The sequence below is a fragment of the Pseudomonas sp. Sample_20 genome (assembly GCF_004307585.1).
Taxonomy (GTDB): Bacteria; Pseudomonadota; Gammaproteobacteria; order Pseudomonadales; family Pseudomonadaceae; genus Aquipseudomonas; species Aquipseudomonas atacamensis.
In genome coordinates this window covers 1-24,169 of the sequence record NZ_RCOA01000042.1, presented here as the reverse complement: position 1 = coordinate 24,169, position 24,169 = coordinate 1, and the positions used below count along the sequence as shown (strand labels likewise).

Here is a 24,169-nt window from a genome sequence, read left to right as displayed (position 1 = left end):
ATGCAACGCATTGATCACGTATTGCCGTGGAGCCACCTGGGCAGCGAGCGCAAGGTTTCGGTTTTCCGTTTTGGTAGCGGCGAGCGCAAGGCCTACATCCAGGCCAGCCTGCACGCCGATGAACTGCCGGGCATGCGCACCGCCTGGGAGCTGAAAAAGCGCCTCGGCGAGCTCGAAGCCCAAGGCTTGCTCAACGGCGTGATCGAGCTGGTGCCGGTGGCCAATCCGATCGGTCTAGGGCAATTGCTGCAAGGCAATTTCCAGGGCCGTTTCGAGGCGGGCAGCGGCAAGAATTTCAACCGTGATTTCGTCGAGCTCAGCGCGCCGGTCGCGGCGGCACTGGGCGACAAGCTCGGTGATGATCCCCATGCCAACGTGCGCCTGATCCGCCAGGCAATGGCCGACCACTTGGCCGGCTTGCCTGAAGCGAGCAGCCAGTTGCAGGGCATGCAGCGTGTGCTGCTCAGCCACGCCTGCACCGCCGATGTGGTTCTCGATCTGCACTGCGATGCCGAAGCCGCGCTGCACATGTACGCGCTGCCGCAGCACTGGCCGCAGTGGCGTTCGCTGTCGGCGCACCTGAACGTCAAGGTTGGTTTGCTCGCGGAAGATTCCGGCGGCAGCTCGTTCGATGAAGCCTGCTCGTTGCCGTGGCTGCGCCTGTCGCGGCAGTTTCCCGATGCACAGATTCCGCTGGCGTGTCTGGCGACGACCATCGAGCTGGGCGGGCAGGCCGACACTGGCCGTGTCGAAGCCGAGGCTTATGCTGAAGGCATTCTGGCGTTCCTTGCCGAGCAAGGCCTGATCACCGGCGAGTGGCCAGACCCGGCCTTCGAACCGTGCGAAGGCATGCCGTTCGAAGGCACCGAATTGCTGTTTGCGCCACACCCCGGTGTGGTGAGTTTTTCCCGCAGGCCCGGCGAACGGGTCGAGGCGGGCGATGAGATTTTTCAAGTGATCGACCCTGTGTCCGATCGGGTCAGCACGGTATGTGCTGGTACGTCCGGGGTGCTGTTTGCCATTGAACGGCTGCGCTATGCCCAACCCGGTTTCTGGCTGGCCAAGGTGGCGGGGCGCGAAGCGCTGCGTCACGGGCGCTTGCTCAACGACTGACTGACTGTTTTTGTGAGAACCGACCGCATGTACAAACTTGAAGTCCAAGACCTGCATAAACGCTATGGCAGTCACGAAGTGCTCAAGGGCGTGTCCCTGAAAGCCGCCGCCGGCGATGTGATCAGCATCATCGGCTCCAGTGGCTCCGGCAAAAGTACTTTCCTGCGTTGCATCAACCTGCTCGAGCAGCCGCACGCCGGCAAGATTCTGCTCAACAACGAAGAGCTGAAACTGGTGGCGAACAAGGACGGCGCGCTGAAAGCCGCTGATCCGAAGCAGCTGCAACGCATGCGTTCGCGCCTGTCGATGGTGTTCCAGCATTTCAACCTGTGGTCGCACATGACCGCGATTGAAAACATCATGGAAGCGCCGGTGCACGTGCTCGGCGTACCCAAGTACGAAGCCCGGGAAAAAGCCGAGTACTACCTGAACAAGGTTGGCGTGGCCCATCGTAAAGACGCGTTCCCGGGGCACATGTCCGGTGGCGAACAGCAGCGTGTGGCGATTGCCCGGGCGCTGGCGATGGAACCGGAAGTGATGCTGTTCGACGAACCGACCTCGGCCCTCGACCCGGAACTGGTCGGCGACGTGTTGAAAGTCATGCAGGCGCTGGCGCAGGAAGGCCGCACCATGGTCGTGGTGACCCACGAAATGGGCTTCGCCCGTGAAGTGTCGAACCAGTTGGTGTTCCTGCACAAAGGCGTCGTCGAAGAAAGCGGCAACCCGCGCGAAGTGCTGGTCAACCCGCAGTCGGAGCGCTTGCAGCAGTTCCTGTCGGGCAGCCTGAAATAAATCAGGGCTGCCGTTGTGCACCAGATTAGGTCATGCTTCGCGACCTGAAGCCTGACCCAGATCCCCTGTAGGAGCTGCCGAGTGCAACGAGGCTGCGATCTTTTGATCTTGTTTTTCAAAAATCAAAAGATCGCAGCCTTCGGCAGCTCCTACATGGATCTGTGTCGGACTCAGGATTTGTATTCATCTCTGGGCTAGCATTGGCCCATGCCTTCATCACCGTTGTTCGTTTCGGATTGCCCGCCCATGACTGCCCATCGAATTGGTTTCCTGATTTGGCCCAGCACTAAAGCGTTGACGCTGGCGCTGGCGGAGGAGGCCTTGCGTGTTGCGCAGCGGGTGCACCCGGACGTGGTTTACGAACTGTCGTTCTTGCAGGCCGAGCCGCAGAGCGAAGGGGCCTGGCAATTGCCCGGCGAACCCTGGGCCGGCAAGCTCGAGAATTTCCAGAAACTGTTCCTGCTCGCCGACGAGCCACCGACCACGCTCGCGCCGGCGCTGAGCAGTGCGCTCAAGCAACTGGTGCGTGCCGGTTGCGTGATCGGTGGTCTGTCGGCCGGTGTCTATCCGCTGGCGCAGCTCGGTTTGCTCGACGGTTATCGCGCCGCCGTGCACTGGCGCTGGCAGGACGATTTCGCTGAGCGCTTCCCGAAAGTCATCGCCACCAGCCATCTGTTCGACTGGGACCGCGATCGCCTGACTGCTTGCGGTGGCATGTCGGTGCTCGACCTGTTGCTGGCGGTGCTGGCCCGCGATCACGGTGCGGAACTGGCCGGTGCGGTGTCGGAAGAACTGGTGGTCGAGCGCATCCGCGAGGGCGGTGAGCGTCAGCGCATTCCGTTGCAGAATCGCCTCGGCTCCAGCCATCCGAAGCTCACCCAGGCGGTGTTGCTGATGGAAGCCAACATCGAAGAGCCGCTGACCACCGACGAAATCGCCCAGCATGTGTGCGTGTCCCGTCGGCAACTGGAGCGGATCTTCAAGCAATACCTCAACCGCGTGCCCAGCCAGTACTACCTGGAATTGCGCCTGAACAAGGCCCGGCAGATGTTGATGCAGACCAGCAAGTCGATCATCCAGATCGGCCTCTCGTGTGGCTTCTCCTCGGGGCCGCATTTCTCCAGCGCCTATCGCAATTTCTTCGGTGCCACGCCGCGCGAAGATCGCAACCAGCGACGCAGCAGCAGCCCTTTCGAATTGTCGTCAGTGCCGCCGGAGCGTGGCTGAGCGCGGATCGACCCTCAATCGGTTTCGATGCCGCCGGAGAAGTCATGGAAATCCTCAATCGTCTGATACGCGGTGTCGTTGCTCGACTGCTGCTCCAGCAGGCGCAATTGATACGCCGCCTCATACCGCTGCAGGCGCTGCAAACTTTCGGCAGTCAGCGGGTTGTCGCTGAAGTCGTATTCGGTCAGCACGTCGCCGGGCTGTAAAGAAAACTCGCCCGGCAACTCGGTGATCGCGTTCCCGGACAAGTCCGCGTACCTCAATCGAGGCAGTTCGAACAGACCGTCGGGCACCTTGCTCAAGGCGCAATTGCCCAGACGCACATCGGTCATCTGCGGGAAATGACTCAGATCCGGAGTAATGTTGAGCGGATTGTCGCTCAGGTCCACGGATCTCAGGTTTCTCAGCGTTCTGAAGGCTTCTGCGGTCTGCGCAGTCAGCGTGATTTCACAGCCAGGCAGATACAGGCTGTGCAATCTGTCCATTCCGAAGATTCTGGGGGGAACCTCGCGCAACGGATATTTGCGGATGGTGATGCTTTTGAGTTTGGGAAAAAGCGCCAACAATTGATCGACCCTGGGCGGGGCGGACGCTCCGCTTGTCAGTCGCAACTCTTCGATATGGTCGAAGCTTGCGGCCAGCGCCGGCAGCTCGCCGGTGAACGAAATGTCGCAGGTAACTCTTGGGTCCATGATGTACGTGGGCGCCCGGCGCAGGTCGGTTTCCAGATCTCGCCTGAAATGTTGGCGATTGAGTTTCTCCCTGGCTGCCACGTCGTTCGCCAGCGGCATCTGCGTGCCAGGATCGTTGGGGATCTCGTTTGCCCAGCTATCCAGGCGTTCGAGCAGGCTCGTGAGGCCGGTTTTGCGGCGCATCAGCTCAAGGCGTCCATCGGCCAGCGTACCCGCCAGCTTGTAGACCAGATCGTTGGCATCGAAGCCGGACAGCGATGGGTAAAGGCTTTGCGCCAGATCGATGTCGTCCTGTTGGACCCAGACACCGAAATTGTCGGCTTTGGCCTGGAAAGCGGCTTTGACACGTTCTCTGGAAGCAACCGACAACGGGTTGGCGCCCAGTTCAATGCCGCGACCGGAATAACGCGTCAGCTCCGTCGGCACTTCGATGATGTTGTTGTCGCTCAGCAACGCAACTTCCAGCTGCGGCAGCTGTTCCAGGCCGGCAGGAACGCTATCGATTCCGGTGCTGGTCAGATCGATGAACGTCAGGTTCTGCAGTGCCGACACATCGGGCGTGACCTGCAGCGGATTGCTATACAAGTCCAGAGATTTCAAGCGGGTCAGCGTGGACAAGACCGCTTGTCCTTCAGGATCCAGTGTGATCTGGCACTTGCTCAGCATCAGCGTTTCCAGCGACGGCAGGCTTTGCAGCGCTTGCGGCATCCGGCCCAGGGAAAAATCCTGCAGTTCCAGGCCCTGCAATCCGCTGAAGCTTGTGAGAAAACCGTCGGAAACCTTCAGTGCCGGATTGCCCTGCAGATTGAGATGGGTGATGTGACTGAAGTCGGTGGCCAATTGCGGTAACTCACCGGTAAATGCCGCATTGGCATTGAAGGTGTTGAACCGTAGTGCTGAATTGTCGGTGCGCCTGCCGCGCCACAGTTGTTCGAGGCTTTCGCTGAATTTTTGTCTCTCGGCGAGTTCTGCGGCTTTTTCCTGCGCAGTCCATGGCCGTTCTGTCGATGGATTGTTGACTGGCAGACGCTCACTCCATGCGTTGAGATCACCAATCATGCGGGCGATTTCGCCCTCCCACCTGATCAGTTGCGCCGTGCCGGTCTGTAATGTCCCGGGCAGGCGATAAATCATGTTGATCGCAGCGTTTTCCCCAAGGCGTGGGAACAGTCTCTGCGCCATGGCAATGTCAGCCGATGGCGGCTTGATGCGGAAGTTGCGCCCGTGTGCCGCGTAGTAGAACTTGACGCGCTCGCGGGCATTTATCGACAGAGGGTTGTCGTTCAGATAGATGCCGTCGGCCTTATCGGGCTTCAGGCTGAAGATAGCGTCCGGCAGCTCGGTAATCTGGTTATTGGCAAGCGAGAGCTCTCGCAGCAGCGGATGCTCGGCGATGCCCTTCGGCACGCTCGTCAGGTCGGTATGGCCAAGTAAAAAGTTGGTTACCTTGGGCAGGGTTGTCAGATCGGGCGCGTTTGACAGTGGGTTGTGGCTCAGATCGAGCAGCCGCAACTCGGACAGAGTGCCGAGTACTTGCTGTCCGGCAGGTGTCAGTGTCAGCGCGCAGTCATTCAGTTTGAGCTCTTTGAGATACTGCAGGCGGCCGACGAATGAGGGTATGTCATAGAGGGTGAAGGCTTTCAATTTCAGCGTCTGAAGATTCGGGAACAAGGCAGCGAACGGCTCCAGTCCGGCGGTTGTCACGTTGCCGGTGAGCTTGAGGCTGGTCACGTGATCGAAGTTGACACTCAGGCGCGGCATTTCGCCGAGGAACTTCAGGTCTGCCGCAAACAATGCGCTGCGCTTGCCGCTTCCCATCGATCTTTCGCTCCAGAAATCCTCCAGCAATTGCTTGAAGTCCGAGCGTGCGGATCGTTGCGCCAGATGCTCGCTTACGCTCAAGGCCTGGCCTGTGACCGGGTGCGCGGACGGAATTGCCGAGGCCCAGCGGGTCAGGTCATCGCGCATCTGTTGCTGCTCCGCTTTCCAGCCAAGGAGCTGTTTGCGGCTGTCGCCCAGATTGCCGGGCAAGTCGTAGATCATCTCGCTGGCCTCCTGCTTGTTCAAACCGGGAAACAGCTGCCGGGCGAGGCTGACATCCTGCTCGGGCGCCAGGACGTCAAAGTCGTTTCGATGGATGCGGAAGTAGTTTTTGATCTGATCGCGCGTTGCTGCCGATAGCGGATTGTCGGCAAGGTCAATGCCGTCACTGCGCTCGGCGGGGAGGTCGAACAGCGCCTCCGGCAATTGCGTGATGCGGTTGCCCGAGAGGGCTGCGATTCGTAACCCCGGATGGCTGCTCAGTCCTTCGGGAACGTCGGTCAACCCGCAGTTGGACAGGTCGAGATGGAACAACTCCGGCAACAGGTTCAGGTCGGGGAACGTTCCCAGCGGATTGTTGCTCAGGTCCAGCGTGTCCAGGGCGGTGAGTGACAGCAGCGCAGCCTGGTTTTCCGGGGTCATGACCACGCCACAATTCTTCAGCTCCAGATCGGTCAGCCGAGGCAGTTTTGCTTCGCCAAGCGCCAGCGGTTCCAGTTCGAAGCCGCTCATTTTCAGCTTGGCAAGGTTGGGCAAGCACTCCACGAAGCGCAGGGCGGCGGTGACATTGGCGTTGCCAACGAGGTTCAACCGGGTAACGCGCTCCAGACCGGTGCTGAGTATCGGCATATCGCCACTGAAGGCCGCCGTTGCCCTGAGTTCTTCAAGGCGCGGGTACGTGGGCGGGCTGCGCCAGAATTGTTCGATCTGTTGCGCAAAGTCTCGCCTGGCATCCAGTTCGCGGGTCTGCGTCTCGAGCGGCAGACGTTCTCCCGATTCGGAGGCAGTCACGGCGGCCTGGTTGATCCATTGGCTGAGTTCGAGATTCAGAACGCCGAGCTCATTTTCCCAGCGTGACAACTGTGCACCGCACTCGGCCAATGGCCCGGGCAATCGGTACAAAACCCGTGTCGCGCCTTCGGTGTCAAGGGAAGGGAACAAGGCGATGGTGCGCTGCAGATCCTCCTGCACAGGCCGGACCCCGAAGTGCTTGCCGGTGTGCTCGTAAAACACTTTGACCCGTTCCCGAGAGGCCGCGGTCAACGGGTTGTCTGCAAAGGTGTAACCGTCGCTGAGGGAGCTGGCCAGGTTGAAGAACTTTTCCGGTATCCGCGTGATGCGGTTGCGATCGAATTGCGCCGAGATCAATCGCGGATGATCCAGCAGATCGTCGGGCACCGTATGAATGCCGGTGTCCGACAGATTGACGTAGCGCAACGAAGGCATCGCGTGCAGGTCCGGCGGCAAGCCCAGCGCGTTGCCTTGCAGATCGAGCAGGGTAAGTTGTGGCAAGGAAGCCAGCACCGACTCTGTGACCGTTGTCAGGCTCACTCGGCAATCGCGTAAACGCAGTTCGCGCAGCGAGGGCATTGAAGTCAGTGCTTGCGGCAGGCTGGGCAGATTGAGGTTGCGCGCATCAATATTCTGCAATTGACTGAAGGACTGCAGAAAGCTGTCGACAGATGTGGTCATCGGGCTGCCATCAATGGCGAGCGAGGTGATATGGCTGAAGTCCGCTGACAACACCGGCAAGTCGCCCATCACCGCCGGTGTAAGGCGCAAGGCGTATCCGGAGGCGAAGCCCTGTTGACTGATACCCGTGACGTGCTCCCGCCTCCAGGCTTTGAGCAATTGCTCCCTGAGCAGCCTGCGATTCTGGAGTTCGGCGCGCTTCTCCAGCGGCGTCAGCGCCGTGCCGGTTTCGGGATGCAAGGCGGGCGGATTGTTGGCCCAGACATGCAGCTCGTTCTGCAATTGCAAGTAGTCATTTTGCAAGCGAAGCATCTCTGCGCGCGGGCCTGCTGGACTCCTGCGCATGCTTTCGGCGAGAAAGCGCATCTCATGATTGGACATGCGTGGATAGAGCACGCGGATGTCTTCTTCGAGGGTGTGCGGCTGGTAAGCGGGACGCGGCGGACGCGGAGCATGGGCGTAACCGTCGGTACCGAGCAGGCGCAGGGTGTCGACAGTCGGCGCTCGTGACGGCGTATCGACAATCATTTCACGCCACTCGTGGCGCGCGAGCGTACGTTCGCGAATGGCCGCCTTCAGCGCCTGATTCTGACCAATGCGCAGGTCCAGGCTCTGGCGCTCGCTGTCGGGCAATGCGTACAACAGGCTGGAATAGAAATCAGTGAGTGAGTGCAGCTGCTGCCCACGATCGTCATAAGGTTGATATTGGCCATCGTCGCGGCGAACCAGCACCTTGTGTGCAGGCGCATCGTCACGGCCGATGGTGTCCAGTAATGCGCCCTCGTAGCGCCCGTCACGGATCTCGATGCGCACATCGCCACTCCAGCCCGGCAGCAGTTTGAGGCTGTGCAGCGCCAGAGAGTCAGAGTCGGGGTTGCTCACCGAGGCCAGCTCAAGGCCTTCATACGCGCGGGTGACGCGCACCTCGTCACTGGCCATCTGCATGAGCGCCTGTTGGCGCGCGGGCAATTGTCCTTCGCTGATCTGCAGCAGTTCGCTGCCGGTCGCGGTATCGAGCAGTTCGCGGGTAATGCTGGCCGGCAATTGTGGAGGGTGAGTCTTGAGTCGTGCCGCCAGCGGGTCGTCGAGGTGCTGAAGGGTTTGATAGCGCGACTCGAACAGCGCGCTTGTGTTGCGTCTGGCGAGGTCAGCCACTTGCTTGCGCAGGTTCTGGCTGCGGACCTCGATGGACGGCGTCGGTCCTGCGAAGGGCTCGTCCAGCAAGGCTTTGATCTGCGTCTCGTCGAGGGTTTGGAGCAGGGTTTTGAGCACGTCGCCACCGATCAGTTCGCCCTGGCGCAGTTCGGTCACGGGCAGGGTTGTGTCGGCAGACGATTGCCACAGTTGCTGGCCTTGGCGATCAAGCAGACGCAGGCATTTGTCGCCTGGCCAGCGACCGTATTCGCTGAGCACCTGCAGTTGCATGGCCGGGTCGGCGCGCAAAAAAACTTCGGCGTCATCGCTGTCGAGCTGGTCGATGAAGCGTTGCAACTGCTGATCAAGCTTGAAGCGCTGGATACTGTCGGCCAGCAGCGGCGGGACCTTTTCCTGCTCGACATGCATTTTGCGCAGCGCGTCTTCGCTGGTTCCGCTGATCTGCAGGACGGTTTCGCGCTCGCTCGCGGACAAGCTCTCGACCGCAGGGCCGATACGGCGCAGCGCGGTTGCGCCATCCCACTCCAGCGGTTGCTCGAGTTCAGTGTGCCAGGCACCTTCGCCGTTGTGGCGCAGCACCGGCTGGTATGCGTCGGGGCGACTCGGATGTTCGATGCGGTACTGCCCTGGCACCTGACTTTCCGTGACTGCAAAGTGCGCGTCCTCCAGGGGCAGCAGGCGCTTGTCTTCATGGGTATGCAGACCCAGCGCATCGGGTTGCGAATCGGCAGTCGGGCGCTGCGGATGTTTGTAGCGTTCGAGATCCGGTTGCCAATAGCGGGTGTCACCATTGGCCAGTTGTACCGGTTTGAAGCGGTCGATGAACGCTACGATTTCCTTGGGCAATACCTTGCGAAACTCGGCCGCGCCAATCGCACCGCCGACGGCGAACATGCCCAACTGGATCATCGATTCCACGGTCCCCATCAGGTGTTCGACCGCTTCGGTCGTGCGCCCCTGCGCCCACTCGACAATGCCTTCGAATACTTCATCGAGCATCTGATAGGCCATGTACGCCATCATCGCTTCACCGAGCACCGGCACGAAGGGCGCGACGATCATCGCGGCGGTCTGGGCGATGGAAGAGAGGATGTTGACCAGCGAATCCCAGAATGCCCAGCGCGCCCTTTGATCAACCAGGGCAGTCGGTACGGCAATGGTTCGGGCGTCATTGAAAATCTTGTTCAGCTTTGCCTGGTACAGGTGTTGCCAGACATCGTCGTAAAACGGCGTCAGCGCAGTCTGCAGATCGGGCCGCTCCACCGGGGCTTCGCGCCACGCCGGCAGCGGGTCGCCGGGTTCGTGCGGATGCCAGCGGATTTCACTCAGCCGGCTGTTGAGGGTGCTGAAGAAGAAACCGCGCTGGTCGTGGTTGACGAAGCGGCTGAAGAATTGCTGATAGTCCCTGGAGCGCAACTGGCGCGTCAGTTCCACAACCATTTCCAACGGCGAGGCGTACTCCTTGAACGGATGTTCGGGGTCATCCGGGACGTAGGCGACGACGCGCGCGGCATTGCGCGTCATGTACAGGTCCGGGGCGAATACCACGATGCCGGTCAGCGGTGCGCAAAGCATCGTCATGTCATGACACAGCAGCGGCGCGCCATGCACATGCAGGCCTTTCACGCCGTCGAGCATGGCCTCGATCGTGCGTAACGCGTTTTCCGAGACATCGCGGTTCATCCGCGCCCATTGCAGGGCAGACTTCATCGCGGCCTTCTGGCTGGCGTCGATTTTGCCGCGCAAGACCGACGCGACCATCGGATCGGAATAGCCCAGATTGTCTTCCAGACTGGCTTTGTATTTCGCGCCGATATCCAGTCGACGGCACAGTTTTGTGAAAGCGGAAATGCTCAGTTTCGCCTTGATCTCGGGCAGGGTTTCAAACTGTCCTGTGGCCGAGGGGGCGCTGGTGAATGTCGACTCGGCTTCGAAGGCGTTGTCTTCGGTTTCCCTGTCTTCGAAGTTATGCAGCGCAGCCTCAAGCAGTGACGCGGACCAGGCTCGGGCGCCGGTGCGGATCGGAAACCACGGGGTGGTGGCGGGAATGTACAGGCGCACGTAGGTGTTTCTGACATCCAGTTCCAGATCGAAGCAGCTTTTCAGCTCGGCCTTGAGCAGGGGCTCGGCGAAGGCCGCAGCGTCCTGCAAGTGCTCCAGGCTTTTATCGACCCGGCTCTGGGCGCTGATATGCGCCGCCCCAAGGCTTTTCATCAGCGCGTGCTGTTCGGCTGGCGCGTTCTTGAGCGCGGCCGGCTGTTGCGGGAGGCTGCTTTTCAGTGCTTCTCGCCGAGTGGCTGAGGTGTCGCCCAGCCAGGCGGGAATCGCGTTTTTCAGTGGTTGGTAATGTTCGTCCGCATGTTGCGCGTCATGTGCGGCATCCGGGCTTGCTGATGGGGGTGCTTCAGACAAATGCATGGCCATTCCTTGGCGTTGGGAAGAACCCTCAGCAAATCAGCAGCAAGCGACCACCGTGCGGTAGATATTTATGTCTCTGCCGTGGGGGCTGACTTGGTATCCTGCGCGGCCTGCCGCAAATCGGCCGCGCCCGGTAAACTGCGCCTTTGCGACGCTATATGTCGCATTGCCGTAAACCCGGGAAAATCCGGGGTTTGCGCTATAAGAAGTTGTCGCTTGGCGACAAGGCCGGGCACCCAACTGTCCTTACAATCCCCTCATCGCTCGCCAGTTCCAGGCGGGTGTTCCTCTTCAGGAGACTCCGATGTCCGTTGAGCACGCTGCGGTACAACGCGCCGATTTCGACCAGGTAATGGTTCCCAACTACGCGCCTGCCGCTTTCATTCCGGTGCGTGGCGCCGGTTCCCGGGTCTGGGATCAGGCCGGCCGCGAGCTGATCGACTTCGCCGGCGGGATTGCCGTCAACGTCCTGGGTCACGCGCATCCGGCGCTGGTCGGTGCGTTGACCGAACAGGCGAACAAGCTGTGGCACGTGTCCAACGTGTTCACCAACGAACCGGCCCTGCGTCTGGCGCACAAGCTGATCGACGCCACGTTTGCCGAGCGCGTGTTCTTCTGCAACTCCGGCGCCGAAGCCAACGAGGCCGCATTCAAGCTGGCCCGTCGCGTCGCATTCGACCGTTTCGGCACCGAGAAATACGAAATCATCGCCGCGCTGAACAGCTTCCACGGCCGTACCCTGTTCACCGTCAACGTCGGTGGCCAGTCGAAGTACTCCGACGGTTTCGGCCCGAAAATCACTGGCATCACCCACGTTCCCTACAACGATCTGGCCGCACTGAAAGCCGCGGTGTCCGAGAAGACCTGCGCGGTCGTGCTCGAGCCGATCCAGGGCGAGGGCGGCGTACTGCCGGCCGAGCTGGCTTACCTGCAAGGTGCCCGCGAACTGTGCGACGCGAACAACGCCCTGCTGGTGTTCGACGAAGTGCAGACCGGCATGGGCCGCAGCGGCAAGCTGTTCGCCTACCAGCATTACGGCGTGACCCCCGACATCCTCACCAGCGCCAAAAGCCTGGGCGGCGGTTTCCCGATCGCGGCAATGATGACCACCGAAGCGCTGGCCAAACATCTGGTCGTCGGCACCCACGGCACCACCTACGGCGGCAACCCGCTGGCCTGCGCCGTCGCCGAAGCGGTGATCGACGTTGTCAACACTCCTGAAGTGTTGAACGGCGTGAACGCCAAGCACGACAAGTTCAAGACTCGCCTGCAACAGATCGGCGAGAAATACGGCCTGTTCACTCAGGTGCGTGGTCTCGGTTTGCTGATCGGTTGCGTGCTGAGCGACGCCTGGAAAGGCAAGGCCAAGGACATCTTCAACGCCGCCGAACAGGAAGGCCTGATGATTCTCCAGGCAGGTCCGGACGTGATCCGTTTCGCCCCGAGCCTGGTGGTGGAAGACGCCGATATCGACGCCGGTCTCGACCGCTTCGAACGTGCCGCAGCGAAGTTGACGCAAGCCTGATGGACTTTTCGGCGCCTGGAGTTTTTCCGGCGCCGAACCAATTTTTGATACCGGGCACATTCACCTGTTGGATTGAACCTGTGGTGAGGGGATTTATCCCCGATGGGCTGCGCAGCGGCCCCAGATTTTTGGGGGTGCTTCGCCCCCCAGCGGGGATAAATCCCCTCGCCACAAGTCCCATTCCTGCATCGATCTTTATGTGGGCCCGGTTTTTTCTGTGAATATTGAAGAGAAAGGAGTGACACCATGCTGGTGATGCGCCCCGCGCAAATGGCTGACCTGGGCGAGGTACAGCGTCTGGCTGCGGACAGCCCGATTGGTGTCACTTCCTTGCCGGATGACGTGGAACGTCTGAGCGACAAGATCGCCGCGAGCGAAGCTTCGTTTGCCGCCGAAGTGAGCTTCAACGGTGAAGAGAGTTACTTCTTTGTCCTCGAAGACTCAAGCACCGGCAAACTGGTCGGCTGCTCGGCCATCGTCGCTTCGGCCGGTTATTCGGAGCCGTTCTACAGCTTCCGCAACGAGACTTTCGTCCACGCCTCCCGCGAGCTGAAGATCCACAACAAGATCCACGTGCTTTCGCAGTGCCACGACCTGACCGGCAACAGCTTGCTGACCAGTTTCTACGTGCAGCGCGAGCTGGTCGGATCGCCGTGGGCCGAGCTCAATTCCCGTGGCCGTCTGCTGTTCGTCGCCAGCCACCCGGAGCGTTTTGCCGATTCGGTGGTGACCGAGATCGTCGGTTACAGCGACGAGAATGGCGACTCGCCGTTCTGGGATGCGATCGGGCGTAACTTCTTTGACCTCAACTACGCCGAGGCCGAGCGCCTGTGCGGGCTGAAAAGCCGCACCTTCCTCGCCGAGCTGATGCCGCATTACCCGATCTACGTGCCGCTGCTGCCGGATTCCGCCCAAGAGGCGATGGGCCAGGTGCACCCGCGTGCGCAGATCACTTTCGACATCCTGATGCGCGAAGGTTTCGAGACTGATCACTACATCGACATCTTCGACGGCGGCCCGACACTGCATGCGCGGGTTTCCGGGATCCGTTCGATCGCCCAGAGCCGCGTGGTGCCGGTGAAAATCGGCGAACCGGTCAAAGGCGCTGGACGCCAGTACCTGGTAGCCAACGCGCAGTTGCAGGATTACCGCGCGGTGTTGCTGGAGCTGGATTACGCGCCGGGCAAACCGGTGACGCTGGATATGGAAGCAGCCGAAGCCCTGGGCGTCGGTGAAGGTGCCAGCGTGCGCCTGGTGGCGGTTTAACGCCTTAGCGAGTTTCACGGGTGGCGCGAGCGGCCCGTTTGAGGAGATAGCATGATTGTTCGTCCCGTACGCAGCAGCGATTTATACGCGCTGATCGACCTGGCCCGCAGCACCGGCACCGGCCTGACTACCTTGCCGGCCAACGAAGAGCGCCTGACCCACCGGGTCGGCTGGGCCGAGAAGACCTTTCGCGGCGAAGCCGGGCGTGGCGATGCCGACTATCTGTTCGTGCTCGAAGACGATGACGGCCGCGTGGTGGGGATTTCCGCCATCGCCGGTGCGGTCGGCCTGCGTGAGCCCTGGTACAACTTCCGCGTCGGTCTGACGGTCAGCGCTTCGCAAGAGCTGAACATCTACCGCGAAATCCCGACGCTGTTTCTGGCCAACGACCTGACCGGTAATTCCGAGCTGTGCTCGCTGTTCCTGCACGCCGATTACCGCAACGGCCTCAACGGCCGGATGCTGTCCAAGGCGCGCATGCTGTTCATCGCTGAGTTCCCGGAGCTGTTCGGCAACAAGATCATCGCCGAAATGCGCGGTGTGTCCGATGACGCCGGGCGCTCGCCGTTCTGGGAAAGCCTCGGCCGCCATTTCTTCAAGATGGAATTCAGCCAGGCCGATTACCTGACCGGCGTCGGCAACAAGGCGTTCATCGCCGAACTGATGCCGAAATTCCCGCTGTACACCTGCTTCCTTTCGCCGGACGCGCGCAACGTCATCGGCCAGGTGCACCCGGATACCGAGCCGGCACTGGCCATGCTCAAGAGCGAAGGTTTCAGCTATCAGGGTTACGTCGACATCTTCGACGCCGGCCCGGCCATCGAATGCGAAACCAGCAAGATCCGAGCGGTGCGTGACAGCGAAGCGCTGGTGCTGGCCGTCGGCACGCCGGGCGATGACGCCACGCCGTTCATCATCCACAACCGCAAGCGCGAGGATTGCCGCATCACGGCTGCGCCAGCGCGACTGGCTGCGGGCACCCTGGTGGTCGATCCGCAGACCGCGAAACGTCTTCAACTCAGCGCCGGCGATCAGGTTCGCGCCGTGGCGCTGTCCGCTGCACGGGAGTCGAAATAATGAATTCGCTATACATCGCAGGTGAGTGGCTGGCCGGTCAGGGCGAGGCCTTTCAATCGCTGAACCCGGTGACCCAACAAGTGCTGTGGGCGGGCGAGGGCGCCACTGCCGCGCAGGTCGAATCGGCGGTTCAGGCTGCTCGCCAGGCATTTCCTCAGTGGGCACGTCGCACCCTCGAGGAGCGCATCAGCGTCCTCGAAGCTTTTGCTGCTGCGTTGAAAAACCACGCTGACGAACTGGCTCGCACCATCGGCGAAGAAACCGGCAAACCGCTGTGGGAAGCTGCGACTGAAGTGACCAGCATGGTCAACAAGATTGCGATTTCGGTGCAGAGCTACCGCGAGCGCACCGGCGAGAAGAGCGGCCCGCTGGGCGACGCCACCGCCGTATTGCGCCACAAGCCCCACGGCGTGGTTGCGGTGTTTGGTCCTTACAACTTCCCCGGTCACCTGCCTAACGGTCATATCGTCCCCGCGCTGCTGGCCGGTAACAGCGTGCTGTTCAAGCCCAGCGAACTGACGCCGAAAGTCGCCGAGCTGACGGTCAAGTGCTGGATCGAAGCCGGTCTGCCGGCAGGCGTGTTGAACCTGCTGCAAGGCGCGCGGGAAACCGGTATCGCGCTGGCGGCGAACCCGGGTATCGACGGTCTGTTCTTCACCGGTTCGAGCCGCACCGGCAATCACCTGCACCAGCAATTCGCCGGGCGTCCGGACAAGATTCTGGCGCTGGAGATGGGCGGCAACAACCCGCTGTTGGTCGATCAGGTCGCTGATCTGGACGCGGCGGTGTACACCATCATTCAGTCGGCGTTCATTTCCGCCGGCCAGCGCTGCACCTGCGCCCGGCGTCTGCTGGTGCCGCAAGGTGCGTGGGGCGACAGCCTGCTCAAGCGACTGGTTGAAGTCAGTTCGACCATTGAAGTCGGTGCCTTCGATCAGCAACCGGCACCGTTCATGGGCTCGGTGATTTCCCTCGGCGCGGCCAAAGCGCTGATGAATGCGCAGGAACAACTGCTGGCCAACGGCGCGGTGGCGCTGCTGGAAATGACTCAGCCACAAGCGCAGTCGGCCTTGCTGACCCCGGGCATCGTCGATGTGACGGCCGTGGCCGAGCGTCCGGACGAAGAACTGTTCGGGCCGTTGCTGCAAGTGATCCGCTATGCCGATTTCGGCGCCGCGATCACTGAAGCCAACAACACCGCTTATGGACTGGCCGCCGGTTTGCTCTCCGATTCTGAAGCGCGTTATCAGCAGTTCTGGCTGGAAAGCCGCGCCGGCATCGTCAACTGGAACAAACAGCTGACCGGCGCCGCGAGCAGCGCGCCGTTCGGCGGCGTCGGCGCCTCGGGCAACCACCGCGCCAGCGCCTATTACGCAGCGGACTACTGCGCGTACCCGGTGGCGTCGCTGGAAACCCCGAGCCTGGTGTTGCCTGCCTCGCTGACACCCGGCGTGAAAATGGCGTAGCGCCCATTCGCGAGCAGGCTCGCTCCCACAGGGAAATGCATTCCAGTGTGGGAGCGAGCCTGCTCGCGAAGGCCGCACTGCGGTCTTAAAGAATAGTTACTGAAGCCTATAACAACAGATTCTCGTGGAGCCTCGCTGATGAAATCCTATGAAGTCAATTTTGACGGTCTAGTGGGGCCGACCCATAACTACGGTGGTCTGTCCTACGGCAACGTCGCCTCGCAGAGCAACAGTCAGCAATCCTCGAATCCGAAGGAAGCGGCGCTGCAAGGTCTGGCAAAAATGAAAGCGCTGATGGACATGGGCTTTCAGCAAGGCGTGCTGGCCCCGCAGGAACGTCCTGATGTGGCGGCGCTGCGTCGTCTGGGCTTCAGCGGCACTGACGCGCAGGTGATCGAGCGCGCCGCCAAGGAAGCGATGCCGCTGCTGGTCGCCAGTTGCTCGGCGTCGAGCATGTGGGTGGCCAACGCCGCCACGGTCAGCCCGAGTGCCGACACCGCTGACGGCCGTGTGCACTTCACCGCCGCCAACCTCAATTGCAAATACCACCGCAGCATCGAACACCCGACCACCAGCCGCGTGCTCGGCGCGATGTTCGCCAATCAACAGCACTTCGCCCATCACGCCGCTTTGCCGGCAGTGGCGCAGTTCGGCGACGAAGGCGCGGCCAACCACACGCGTTTCTGCCGTGAGTACGGCGAAGCGGGCGTCGAGTTTTTCGTGTTCGGCCGCAGTGCGTTCGACAACCGTTTCCCGGCGCCGCAGAAATACCCTGCACGCCAGACCCTCGAAGCCTCGCAAGCCGTCGCGCGTCTGCACGGTCTGCGTGACGAAGGCGTGGTCTACGCGCAGCAGAACCCCAACGTTATCGATCAGGGCGTGTTCCACAACGACGTGATCGCCGTGGGCAACGGTGAAGTGCTGTTCTATCACGAGGACGCGTTCCTCGAGACCGACAAGATGCTTGCCGAGCTGCAAGGCAAACTGGCCAAGGTCGGCGGTAACTTCCAGTCCGTTTGCGTGCCGCGTTCGGCGGTCACCGTGGATGACGCGGTGCGTTCCTACCTGTTCAACAGCCAGTTGCTCTCGCGTGCCGATGGCTCGATGCTGCTGATCGTGCCGCAGGAATGCCAGGCCAACGAACGCGTCTGGGCTTATCTGCAAAGCCTGACCAGTTCCGGCGGGCTGATCCGCGAAGTGAAGGTCTTTGATCTCAAGCAAAGCATGCAGAACGGCGGTGGCCCGGCGTGTCTGCGTCTGCGCGTGGCGCTGAATGAAACCGAACTGGCGGCAGTCAACCCAGGCGTTATCATGACGGCCCCGTTATACGGTTCGTTGACCGCATGGGTTGAAAAGCACTACCGCGACCGCCTGAGCGAAACCGATCTGGCGGACCCGCAGTTGCTGCTTGAATGCCGGACGGCACTGGATGAACTGACGCAAATCCTTAAACTGGGCGCGGTTTATCCCTTCCAGATCAATTGATCGCCGGCGCGCTGCCTGAACGCGGCGCGCGGCGTGTCACCCCAAGAGAGTAAAAACATGAGCGATTCCCTGCAGCTGATCCTTGAAGACACCGACGGCACGCAATTGCAAACCTCGTGCACCCGCGTTGCGGTCATGTGGCAAGGCAAAGAGCTGTGGATCCAGCAGGACGGCCGTGGCCAGCTGCTGATCGGCGTGGACGTCGAGGAAGGTGACGAAGAGTACGCCAACCTGCTGCTGCGCCCATTGGCGACTAATCTGGTAAGTCTGCAACTGGAAATGGAACCGGCTGACCTCGGCGCTGACGAGGATCACGTACACGGCCCGGATTGCAACCACGACCACTAAGGAAACCGCTCTATGCTCGCCCTCGGCAAACTGCTTGAACTGACCCTCGCCGGCCGCGAACCGGCGGAGAAGACTCAACTGACTGTCGAAGGCGTGCGCATGCGCTGGTTGAGCGAAGGGGCGCTGGAAGTCCGGCCCCCGGAAGCGCGCGACAATGGCCTGGACCTGCTGCTGTCGGCCGGCATCCATGGCAACGAAACGGCACCGATCGAGTTGCTTGATCGGCTGCTGCACGACATCGCACGCGGCGATCTCAAGCCGCGCGCACGCATTCTGTTCCTGTTCGGCAACCCGGAAGCGATTCGCAAGGGCGAGCGTTTCGTCGAGCAGGATGTCAATCGACTGTTCAACGGTCGCCACGAACAAAGCAGCGGCTCGGAAGCGTTGCGCGCCTGTGAGCTGGAACGGCTGGCGGCGAGTTTCTTCAGCAAGCCCGAGCGCCAGCGTCTGCACTACGACCTGCACACCGCGATTCGCGGTTCGAAGATCGAACAGTTCGCCTTGTACCCGTGGAAGAAAGGGCGCCAGCATTCCCGTCGCGAACTGGCGCGCCTGCGCGCCGCCGGCATGGAAGCAGTGCTGTTGCAGAACAAGCCATCCATCGTCTTCAGTTCGTACACCTACGACAAACTCGACGCCGAGGCTTTCACCCTGGAACTGGGCAAGGCGCGGCCGTTCGGGCAGAACGATGGCGTCAACGTCTCACTGCTGGAAACCCGTCTGAAGCAGATCATCGAAGGCACTGAGCCGGAGACAGAAGCAGGGCTGGACGGCTTGCAGTTGTTCAGCGTGGCGCGGGAAATCATCAAGCACAGCGATGCGTTCCGCTTGAACCTGCCGGCGGACATCGAGAACTTTTCCGAGCTGGAACCGGGTTATGTGCTGGCCGAAGACCTGGCCAATACCCGCTGGGTGATCGAAGAGCAGGGCGCGCGGATCATTTTCCCCAATCCCAAGGTCAAGAATGGCTTGCGCGCCGGCATTCTGATCGTCCCGGCCACTGACGAAAACCTCGCCTGAGTTCACCACATCCCGTGTGATCGTTCCCACGCGCAGCAAAGGAATGCAGCCCGGGACGCTCCGCGTCCCAACAGCGGACGCAGAGCGTCCATTGAGGCATTCCCACGCAGAGCGTGGGAACGATCATGTAAGGATCAGACCGCTACAGCGCGCGGCTCGGTGCGACGCAACGCGCGAATCTTCTGCAACGTATCGGCGCAAGTCCGCGCTGCTTCCTGACCCTTGTGCACAAAGTGTTCGAAGAAGAACTTCTGATGCTCTTCGCCCGAGTGGAAGTGGTGCGGGGTGAGCGACACCGAGAACACCGGCACTTCGGTTTCCAGCTGCACCTGCATCAGGCCGCTGACCACTGATTGCGCAACGAACTCGTGACGGTAAATGCCGCCGTCCACCACCAGGGCGGCGGCGACGATGCCGGCGTAACGGCCGGACTTGGCCAACAGCTTGGCGTGCAGCGGCATTTCAAAGGCGCCGCCGACTTCGAAGAAATCGATGTCCGACTCCTGATAACCCTGCACCAGCATTTCAGCGACGAAGCCTTTACGGCTCTGGTCGACGATTTCCTTGTGCCAGCAGGCCTGGATGAACGCGACGCGCTCGCCCTGTGGGTGTTTGCTTTTGCTGTCGATAGCGGTGGGTTGCATGTTCTGACTCCTGTTTGTGTGAAAAACAGGGCGTTATGAATCGAAAGGGATGCAAGGGTGCGAACGCAGGCACGGATGCACGCGGACGGCCCTTTGGCGTCGATCCCGTTCTCTCTTCATCCGGACTATGACCGTCGGCCCCGGGATCACACCGGGTCTGCTGACCTTGCCGACGCACCCGACTCAAGCCGTGTGCAACGCCAAGCGCTCGCGGGCTATGCGCATTGCGCGCAATTACCGCCGGTGGGGAATTGCACCCCGCCCTGAGAACGTTTGTGCCGCCCAATCTCGGGCAGCGCGCAGTTTGTAACACATATTTTTCGGTCCTGCACAGAACCTGTGGGAGCGAGCTTGCTCGCGAAAGCGGCTTCACATTCAACGAATATGCTGCCTGTTACTGCTCTTTCGCGAGCAGGCTCGCTCCCACATGGATTGTGCTTTTTCCTGAGGACGGTAATTTTTCCTTCTTCAAGGCTTGATTAATCCGCGCCATGACCGCAGTAATCCCACTTCACAAAGGGCTTTCCCCATCTGACCAGAGGCCAGGTTCATGAGCGTTATCGATCTTCGCAGCGACACCGTCACCCAACCGACTCCCGCCATGCTCGATGCGATGACCGCAGCCGATACCGGTGACGATGTGTATGGCGAAGATCCGACGGTCAATCACCTCGAGGCCGAACTGGCCAAACGCCTGGGCTTTGCCGCCGCGCTATTCGTGCCGACCGGGACCATGAGCAACCTGCTCGGCCTGATGGCGCACTGCGAGCGTGGCGATGAGTACATCGTCGGTCAACAGGCGCACACCTATAAGTACGAAGGTGGCGGGGCGGCGGTGCTCGGCTCGATTCAGCCGCAGCCGCTGGAGGTGCAGGCCGACGGTTCGCTGGATCTGGATCAGGTCGCCGCCGCGATCAAACCGGACGATTTCCATTTCGCACGCACGCGTTTGCTGGCGCTGGAAAACACCATGCAGGGCAAAGTGCTGCCGCTGGAATATCTGGCGCGCGCGCGACGCTTTACGCAGGAGCATGGCCTGCAATTGCACCTGGACGGGGCGCGTTTGTACAACGCGGCGGTCAAGCTTGGCGTCGATGCCCGGGAGATCACCCAGCACTTCGATTCGGTGTCGGTGTGCCTGTCCAAAGGCCTCGGCGCGCCGGTCGGCTCGGTGCTGTGCGGTTCCGAGCAACTGATCGGCAAAGCGCGGCGTTTGCGCAAAATGGTCGGTGGCGGCATGCGTCAGGCCGGGTTGCTCGCGGCGGCTGGCCTGTACGCGCTGGATCATCACGTCGAACGGCTGGCGGATGACCATGCCAACGCGCAGTTGCTCGCCGAGGGTCTGCGTGAGGCCGGTTTCGTCGTCGAACCCGTGCAAACCAACATGGTTTATGTGCAAATGGGCGACAGGGCCGCAGCACTCAAGGACTTTGCCGGCGAACGCGGGATCAGGCTCAGCGCCGCTGCGCGCTTGCGCATGGTCACGCACATGGACGTCAGCCGCGCGCAAATCGAGCAAGTGATCGCGACATTCGTCGAGTTTTCACGCAAGTGACAGCGTCAGCCGTCCAATTGACCGTTTCTATCGTATAAACACGCTGTACCCCGCGCGCAGGGCCGATATAATGCGGCCCTTTGCCGTCGCTTCGTCTCATGACGTTTCGAACAGGCCTTTGGCCGCAGCCTCCGTGGAAGAACCTAATGAAAAGCGCAGAAATCCGTGAAGCCTTCCTTCGCTTCTTCGAAGAGCAAGGCCACACCCGTGTAGCCTCCAGCTCTTTGATTCCGGGCAACGACCCAACCCTGCTGTTCACCAACGCGGGGATGAACCAGTTCAAGGACTGCTTCCTGGGCCAGGAAAAACGTGCGTACACCCGTGCCACCAGCAGCCAGAAATGCGTGCGCGCCGGCGGCAAGAACAGTGACCTGGAAAACGTCGGTTATACCGCGCGTCACCACACGTTCTTCGAAATGCTCGGTAACTTCAGCTTCGGCGACTACTTCAAGCACGACGCGATCACCTTTGCCTGGACCTTCCTGACTGGCGTGCTGAAGCTGCCGAAGGAAAAGCTCTGGGTCACTGTCTACGCCACCGACGACGAAGCGTATGACATCTGGACACAGAAAATCGGCGTGCCGGCCGAGCGCATGATCCGCATCGGCGACAACAAGGGTGCGCCGTACGCCTCCGACAACTTTTGGACCATGGGCGATACCGGCCCGTGCGGCCCGTGCACCGAGATTTTCTACGACCACGGCGAGCACATCTGGGGCGGCCCGCCGGGCTCGCCGGAAGAAGATGGCGACCGCTACATCGAAATCTGGAACAACGTGTTCATGCAGTTCAACCGCACCGCCGATGGCGTGTTGCATCCGTTGCCTGCGCCGTCGGTGGACACCGGCATGGGCCTGGAGCGGATCAGTGCGGTGATGCAGCACGTCAACTCCAACTACGACATCGACCTGTTCAAGAACCTGCTCAAGGCTTCGGCTGAAGCGATCGGCTGCGAAAACGGCGATCAGTCGTCGCTCAAAGTCGTCTCCGACCACATCCGTTCCTGCGGTTTCCTGATTGCCGATGGCGTGCTGCCGTCCAACGAAGGTCGCGGTTACGTACTGCGCCGGATCATCCGTCGCGCCTGCCGTCACGGCAACAAGCTCGGCGCCAGCGGCAGCTTCTTCTACAAGATCGTCGCGGCGCTGGTCGCCGAAATGGGCGAAGCGTTCCCGGAACTGCAGAAGCAGCAAAGCAACATCGAGCGCGTGCTCAAGGCTGAAGAAGAGCAGTTCTCCAAGACCCTGGAGCACGGCCTGAAAATCCTCGAGCAGGATCTGGCCGAGCTCAAAGGCACCGTGGTGCCAGGCGACGTGGTGTTCAAACTCTACGACACCTACGGTTTCCCGATGGACCTGACCGCCGACATCGCCCGCGAACGCGGCCTGACCGTCGACGAAGCCGGCTTCGAGCGCGAAATGGAAGCGCAGCGTGTTCGCGCGCGTTCGGCCAGCTCGTTCGGTCTGGACTACAACACCCTGGTCAAGGTCGACGTGGCCACCGAGTTCACCGGTTACGTCGCCACCAGCGGCTCGGCGAAAATCGTTGCCATCTATAAGGATGGCCAGTCGGTCGACGTGCTGAGCGAAGGTCAGGAAGGCGTAATCGTGCTCAACCAGACGCCGTTCTACGCCGAATCCGGTGGCCAGATCGGCGACTGCGGTTTCATTCAGGCCGGCAGCAGCCGCTTCGACGTGCGCGACACCACCAAGACCGGCGGCGCATTCCTGCACCACGGCGTGCTGGCCTCGGGCAGCCTGACCATTGGCGCGCCGGTGGAAACCCACGTCGACGCCGAAGTGCGTCACGCCACCGCGCTGAACCACTCGGCCACTCACTTGCTGCACGCCGCGCTGCGTCAGGTGCTCGGTGAGCATGTGCAGCAGAAAGGTTCGCTGGTCGACAGTCAGCGCCTGCGTTTCGACTTCAGCCACTTCGAAGCGATCAAGCCAGAACAGATCAAGCAGCTGGAAGACATCGTCAACGCCGAGATTCGCAAGAACTCCGCCGTTGAAACCGAAGAAACCGACATCGAAACCGCGAAGAACAAAGGCGCCATGGCGCTGTTCGGCGAGAAGTACGGCGACAGCGTGCGCGTGCTGAGCATGGGCGACTTCTCGGTTGAACTGTGCGGCGGTATCCACGCCAACCGTACCGGCGACATCGGCCTGCTGAAAATCATCAGCGAAGGCGGTGTGGCATCGGGCGTGCGTCGTATCGAGGCAGTCACCGGTGCTGCGGCGCTGGCCTACTTGAACGCGGCGGAAGAACAACTCAAGGAAGCGGCCAGCCTGGTCAAGGGCAGCCGCGACAACCTGATCGACAAGCTCTCGGCGGTACTGGAGCGCAACCGTCTGCTGGAGAAACAACTCGAGCAGTTGCAGGCCAAGGCAGCCAGCGCGGCGGGCGACGATCTGTCGGCCTCGGCGGTGGACGTCAAGGATGTGAAGGTGTTGGCCGCCCGTCTGGACGGTCAGGATGGCAAAGCGCTGCTGGCGCTGGTCGATCAGCTGAAAAACAAACTCGGCCGCGCAGTGATCCTGCTCGGCGGTGTCCATGAGGAAAAGGTCGTACTGGTTGCAGGCGTAACCAAGGACCTGACTGGCCAACTCAAAGCCGGTGATTTGATGAAACAGGCTGCTGCGGCAGTGGGCGGGAAGGGCGGTGGTCGTCCGGACATGGCGCAGGGCGGCGGTGTCGATGCCGCTGCGCTGGATGGCGCGCTGGCGCTGACCGTTCCATTCGTCGAGCAGGCTTTATAAGACGGCTCGCCGGCCCCGCTGTCTAGTGGCGGGCCCGGCGACTGTTCGAAAGATTATTGGGCGCCCTTCATGGGCAGAGGCGGCTTTGAAATGGCTTTGATCGTACAGAAA

At 61.2% G+C, this 24,169-nt stretch carries 14 protein-coding genes and 1 riboswitch; of the genes, 12 read left to right on the top strand and 2 right to left on the bottom strand.

The features are described 5' to 3' along the window. The 3 genes from D8U70_RS10410 (at position 1) to argR (ending at position 3,132) form a co-directional block, all read left to right on the top strand. On the top strand, positions 1-1,113 hold the full coding sequence (locus tag D8U70_RS10410; protein ID WP_130928840.1) for a succinylglutamate desuccinylase/aspartoacylase family protein: 1,113 nt from the start codon (positions 1-3) through the stop codon (positions 1,111-1,113). 27 nt (positions 1,114-1,140) lie between these two features. Then, complete coding sequence (locus tag D8U70_RS10405) at positions 1,141-1,905, top strand: ATP-binding cassette domain-containing protein (protein WP_007912705.1); 765 nt, start codon at positions 1,141-1,143, stop codon at positions 1,903-1,905. A 246-nt stretch (positions 1,906-2,151) separates the two neighbouring features. Further along, complete coding sequence (gene argR / locus D8U70_RS10400) at positions 2,152-3,132, top strand: transcriptional regulator ArgR (RefSeq protein ID WP_024014018.1); 981 nt, start codon at positions 2,152-2,154, stop codon at positions 3,130-3,132. 14 nt (positions 3,133-3,146) lie between these two features. Here argR and D8U70_RS10395 read toward each other — a convergent pair whose 3' ends face one another. Next, complete coding sequence (locus D8U70_RS10395; protein ID WP_130928839.1) at positions 3,147-10,910, bottom strand: DUF6543 domain-containing protein; 7,764 nt, start codon at positions 10,908-10,910, stop codon at positions 3,147-3,149. 304 nt (positions 10,911-11,214) lie between these two features. Here D8U70_RS10395 and D8U70_RS10390 point away from each other — a divergent pair, with 304 nt between their 5' ends. The 7 genes from D8U70_RS10390 (at position 11,215) to astE (ending at position 19,097) form a co-directional block, all read left to right on the top strand. Next, positions 11,215-12,435: an aspartate aminotransferase family protein gene (locus D8U70_RS10390; RefSeq protein WP_122602132.1), complete on the top strand. Its 1,221-nt coding sequence runs from the start codon at positions 11,215-11,217 to the stop codon at positions 12,433-12,435. A gap of 246 nt (positions 12,436-12,681) precedes the next feature. Further along, positions 12,682-13,701, top strand: coding sequence for an arginine/ornithine succinyltransferase subunit alpha (gene aruF / locus D8U70_RS10385; protein ID WP_024014015.1), 1,020 nt, complete (start codon positions 12,682-12,684; stop codon positions 13,699-13,701). A gap of 51 nt (positions 13,702-13,752) precedes the next feature. Beyond that, on the top strand, positions 13,753-14,778 hold the full coding sequence (astA, locus tag D8U70_RS10380) for an arginine N-succinyltransferase (RefSeq protein WP_130928838.1): 1,026 nt from the start codon (positions 13,753-13,755) through the stop codon (positions 14,776-14,778). Next, entirely contained in the window at positions 14,775-16,244 is a 1,470-nt protein-coding gene (astD, locus tag D8U70_RS10375) for a succinylglutamate-semialdehyde dehydrogenase (RefSeq protein WP_177433960.1), read from the top strand. Before astA ends, astD begins: the two co-directional genes overlap by 4 nt. 138 nt (positions 16,245-16,382) lie before the next feature. Next, positions 16,383-17,729 (top strand): N-succinylarginine dihydrolase, encoded by a 1,347-nt coding sequence (astB, locus tag D8U70_RS10370; RefSeq protein ID WP_071173304.1) that lies wholly within the window; start codon positions 16,383-16,385, stop codon positions 17,727-17,729. Between the two features lie 57 nt (positions 17,730-17,786). Continuing rightward, complete coding sequence (locus D8U70_RS10365) at positions 17,787-18,077, top strand: hypothetical protein (RefSeq protein WP_016773591.1); 291 nt, start codon at positions 17,787-17,789, stop codon at positions 18,075-18,077. A gap of 12 nt (positions 18,078-18,089) precedes the next feature. Further along, a complete protein-coding gene (gene astE / locus D8U70_RS10360) occupies positions 18,090-19,097 on the top strand; it encodes a succinylglutamate desuccinylase (RefSeq protein ID WP_130928836.1) in 1,008 nt (335 codons plus the stop codon). Between the two features lie 134 nt (positions 19,098-19,231). On the opposite strand, the gene D8U70_RS10350 is transcribed toward astE, so the two are convergent. Then, on the bottom strand, positions 19,232-19,741 hold the full coding sequence (locus tag D8U70_RS10350; protein WP_016773593.1) for a 6,7-dimethyl-8-ribityllumazine synthase: 510 nt from the start codon (positions 19,739-19,741) through the stop codon (positions 19,232-19,234). 103 nt (positions 19,742-19,844) lie between these two features. Continuing rightward, positions 19,845-20,016, bottom strand: a riboswitch (FMN riboswitch). A 275-nt stretch (positions 20,017-20,291) separates the two neighbouring features. Here D8U70_RS10350 and ltaE point away from each other — a divergent pair. Together ltaE and alaS are read left to right on the top strand one after the other, a co-directional pair. Continuing rightward, positions 20,292-21,296: a low-specificity L-threonine aldolase gene (ltaE, locus tag D8U70_RS10345; RefSeq protein ID WP_130928834.1), complete on the top strand. Its 1,005-nt coding sequence runs from the start codon at positions 20,292-20,294 to the stop codon at positions 21,294-21,296. Between the two features lie 146 nt (positions 21,297-21,442). Then, on the top strand, positions 21,443-24,058 hold the full coding sequence (gene alaS, locus D8U70_RS10340) for an alanine--tRNA ligase (RefSeq protein ID WP_130928833.1): 2,616 nt from the start codon (positions 21,443-21,445) through the stop codon (positions 24,056-24,058). Positions 24,059-24,169: the final 111 nt, after the last annotated feature.

Bases quoted from the DNA above. Each gene is read 5' to 3' on its own strand.
- alaS (WP_130928833.1), top strand. From the start codon at position 21,443: ATGAAAAGCGCAGAAATCCGTGAAGCCTTCCTTCGCTTCTTCGAAGAG.
- ltaE (WP_130928834.1), top strand. From the start codon at position 20,292: ATGAGCGTTATCGATCTTCGCAGCGACACCGTCACCCAACCGACTCCC.
- D8U70_RS10405 (WP_007912705.1), top strand. From the start codon at position 1,141: ATGTACAAACTTGAAGTCCAAGACCTGCATAAACGCTATGGCAGTCAC.
- astB (WP_071173304.1), top strand. From the start codon at position 16,383: ATGAAATCCTATGAAGTCAATTTTGACGGTCTAGTGGGGCCGACCCAT.
- argR (WP_024014018.1), top strand. From the start codon at position 2,152: ATGACTGCCCATCGAATTGGTTTCCTGATTTGGCCCAGCACTAAAGCG.
- D8U70_RS10390 (WP_122602132.1), top strand. From the start codon at position 11,215: ATGTCCGTTGAGCACGCTGCGGTACAACGCGCCGATTTCGACCAGGTA.
- D8U70_RS10365 (WP_016773591.1), top strand. From the start codon at position 17,787: ATGAGCGATTCCCTGCAGCTGATCCTTGAAGACACCGACGGCACGCAA.
- astE (WP_130928836.1), top strand. From the start codon at position 18,090: ATGCTCGCCCTCGGCAAACTGCTTGAACTGACCCTCGCCGGCCGCGAA.
- D8U70_RS10410 (WP_130928840.1), top strand. From the start codon at position 1: ATGCAACGCATTGATCACGTATTGCCGTGGAGCCACCTGGGCAGCGAG.
- astA (WP_130928838.1), top strand. From the start codon at position 13,753: ATGATTGTTCGTCCCGTACGCAGCAGCGATTTATACGCGCTGATCGAC.
- D8U70_RS10350 (WP_016773593.1), bottom strand. From the start codon at position 19,741: ATGCAACCCACCGCTATCGACAGCAAAAGCAAACACCCACAGGGCGAG.
- aruF (WP_024014015.1), top strand. From the start codon at position 12,682: ATGCTGGTGATGCGCCCCGCGCAAATGGCTGACCTGGGCGAGGTACAG.
- D8U70_RS10395 (WP_130928839.1), bottom strand. From the start codon at position 10,910: ATGCATTTGTCTGAAGCACCCCCATCAGCAAGCCCGGATGCCGCACAT.